Consider the following 2,615-nt stretch of genomic DNA (forward strand, 5'->3'; position numbering starts at 1 on the left):
CCCCCGTCCCCGCCCGTCGGAGCGTGAGCCCGGCCGGCTGAGTCGATGCGCGCACCGCAGACCGTGGCGCGCGGCCGGGGGCCCGCCCTCCGCGGCCAGGCCCTCGTCCTCGGCTACCTCGCCGACCTGGTGGTCGGCGACCCGCGCCGCGGCCATCCCGTCGCCGGCTTCGGCCGGATCGCCGCCGCCCTGGAACGCCGCCTCTGGCGGGACAGCCGGGCCGCCGGCGCGGCCCACGTCGCACTGTGCGTCGCCGGCGCCGCCGCCGCGGCGGCGGCGCTCACCGCCCTGCCCGCCGCGGCGCCCACCCGCCGGCGGCCCGCGGCCCGGGCGCTGCCGGCGGCGGCCGTGACCTGGGCGGCGCTCGGCGGCACCTCGCTGGCCCGGGAGGCCCTGCGGGTCGCCCGCGCCCTGGAGTCCGGCGACCTGGCCACCGCCCGCGCGCTGCTGCCCAGGCTGTGCGGCCGCGACCCCCGGGAACTCGACGCCGACGGGCTGGCCAGGGCCGTCGTGGAGTCGGTCGCCGAGAACACCTCGGACGCGGTGGTGGGCGCCCTGGTCTGGGCGGCCGCCGGCGGCGCCCCCGGCGTGGCGGCGTTCCGCGCCGTCAACACGCTGGACGCCATGGTGGGTCACCGCTCGCCGCGCTACCTGCGGTTCGGCTGGGCGGCGGCCCGCCTCGACGACCTGGTCGGCTGGCCGGGCGCCCGGCTGACCGCCGCGCTCGCCGTGTGCGCCGGCCCCCGACCGGCCGCCGCCCTGACCGCGTGGCGGGCCGACGGACCCCGCCACCCCAGCCCCAACGCCGGCGTCGTGGAGGCCGCGTTCGCCGGCGCGCTCGGCCTGCGGCTCGGCGGCACCCTCTCCTACGGCGGCCGCGTCGAGCACCGCCCGGTGCTCAACGCGGCGGGCCGCCCGCCACGCCCCGCGGACGTGGCACGCGCGGTCGCCCTCTCCCGCCGGGTGGGCGCGCTGGCGACGGCGCTCTGCGCGGTCGCCGCGCTCGCCCCGGGACGAGCCCGGTGACCGGCGGCGCGCTGCTGGTCGCCGGCACCACGTCCGACGCCGGCAAGACCGTGGTCACCGCCGGGATCTGCCGCTGGCTGGCCAGGAGGGGGCTGCGGGTGGCGCCCTTCAAGGCCCAGAACATGTCCCTCAACTCGTTCGTCACCCGGGACGGCGCCGAGATCGGCCGCGCCCAGGCGATGCAGGCCGCCGCCGCCCGCACCGAGCCCACCGCGCTGATGAACCCGGTGCTGCTCAAGCCGGGCGGCGAGCGCGGCAGCCAGGTCGTGCTGCTCGGCCGGGCGGTGGGCGAGGTGTCCGCCACCGGCTACCACCGCGCCCGCCGGGCCCGGCTGTTGGGAACCGTCACCGACTGCCTGGCCACCCTGCGCGCGGAGTTCGACGTCGTGGTCTGCGAGGGCGCCGGCAGCCCGACCGAGATCAACCTGCGCCGCGGCGACATCGTCAACATGGGGCTCGCCAGGGCCGCGTCACTGCCCGTCGTGGTCGTCGGCGACATCGACCGCGGCGGGGTGTTCGCCGCGTTCTTCGGCACCACCGCCCTGCTCGCCGCCGAGGACCAGCGGCTCGTCGCCGGCTACCTGGTCAACAGGTTCCGCGGCGACCCCGCGCTGCTCGCCCCCGGCCTCGCCATGCTGCGCGGCGTGACCGGCCGGCCGGTGCTCGGCGTGCTGCCGTTCCTGGCCGGCCTGGGCATCGACGCGGAGGACGGGCTGCGGATCTCGCCGCCCGACGCCGCCCCCGGGACGCCGCCGCACGGCACCGAGACGTTGCGCGTGGCGGTGGTTCAGGTGCCGCTGATGTCCAACTTCACCGACGTCGACGCGCTGGCCGCCGAACCCGGCGTCGCGGTCCGGTTCACCGACCGGCCGGCCGAGGTCGCCGACGCCGACCTGGTGGTGCTGCCCGGCACCCGCGGCACCGTGCGGGCCCTGGCCTGGCTGCGGGAGCGCGGCCTGGCCGACGCGCTGGCCCGCCGCGCCGCGGCCGGCCGGCCCGTGCTGGGCGTCTGCGGCGGCTTCCAACTGCTGGGCGAGCGCATCGAGGACGAGGTCGAGTCGCGGGCCGGCACCGTGCCGGGGCTCGGCCTGCTGCCGCTGCGGGTGCGGTTCGCGCCCGAGAAGACCCTGGCCAGACCCGAGGGGCGGGCGCTCGGCGAACCGGTCGCCGGCTACGAGATCCACCACGGCGTCGCCGAGGTGCTCGGCGGCGAACCCTTCCTCGACGGCTGCCGCGTCGGCGCCGTGTGGGGCACCCACTGGCACGGCTCGCTCGAGTCAGACGGCTTCCGCCGCGCCTTCCTGCGGCGGGTCGCGGCCGACGCGGGACGCGACTTCACCCCGGCCCCCGACACCTCGTTCGGCGCGCTCCGCGAGCGCCAACTCGACCGCCTCGGCGACCTGATCGAGGAACACGCCGACACCGCCGCCCTGCTGCGGCTCATCGAGGAGGGCGCGCCCCGCGGCCTCCCCTTCATCCCGCCGGGAGCGCCATGACCGTGCTGCTGCTCTCCACCGCCGACACCGACCTGCTGGCCGCCCGCCGCTCCGGCGCGCCCTACCGGATCGCCAACCCCACCCGCACCGACC

The 2,615-nt window shown here is 79.0% G+C and carries 2 protein-coding genes; both read left to right on the top strand.

Annotation, left to right across the window (positions count from 1 at the left end; genetic code table 11):
• Window positions 1–45 precede the first annotated feature (45 nt).
• Window positions 46–1,026, top strand: a complete 981-nt coding sequence (locus tag E1283_RS35000; protein ID WP_132822196.1) for a cobalamin biosynthesis protein — start codon at window positions 46–48, stop codon at window positions 1,024–1,026.
• Entirely contained in the window at window positions 1,023–2,522 is a 1,500-nt protein-coding gene (locus tag E1283_RS35005) for a cobyric acid synthase (protein ID WP_132822197.1), read from the top strand. The genes E1283_RS35000 and E1283_RS35005 overlap by 4 nt, the downstream gene beginning before the upstream one ends.
• Window positions 2,523–2,615: the final 93 nt, after the last annotated feature.

Origin of the sequence: Streptomyces hainanensis (assembly GCF_004348415.1) — a bacterium.
Lineage (GTDB): Bacteria > Actinomycetota > Actinomycetes > Streptomycetales > Streptomycetaceae > Streptomyces > Streptomyces hainanensis.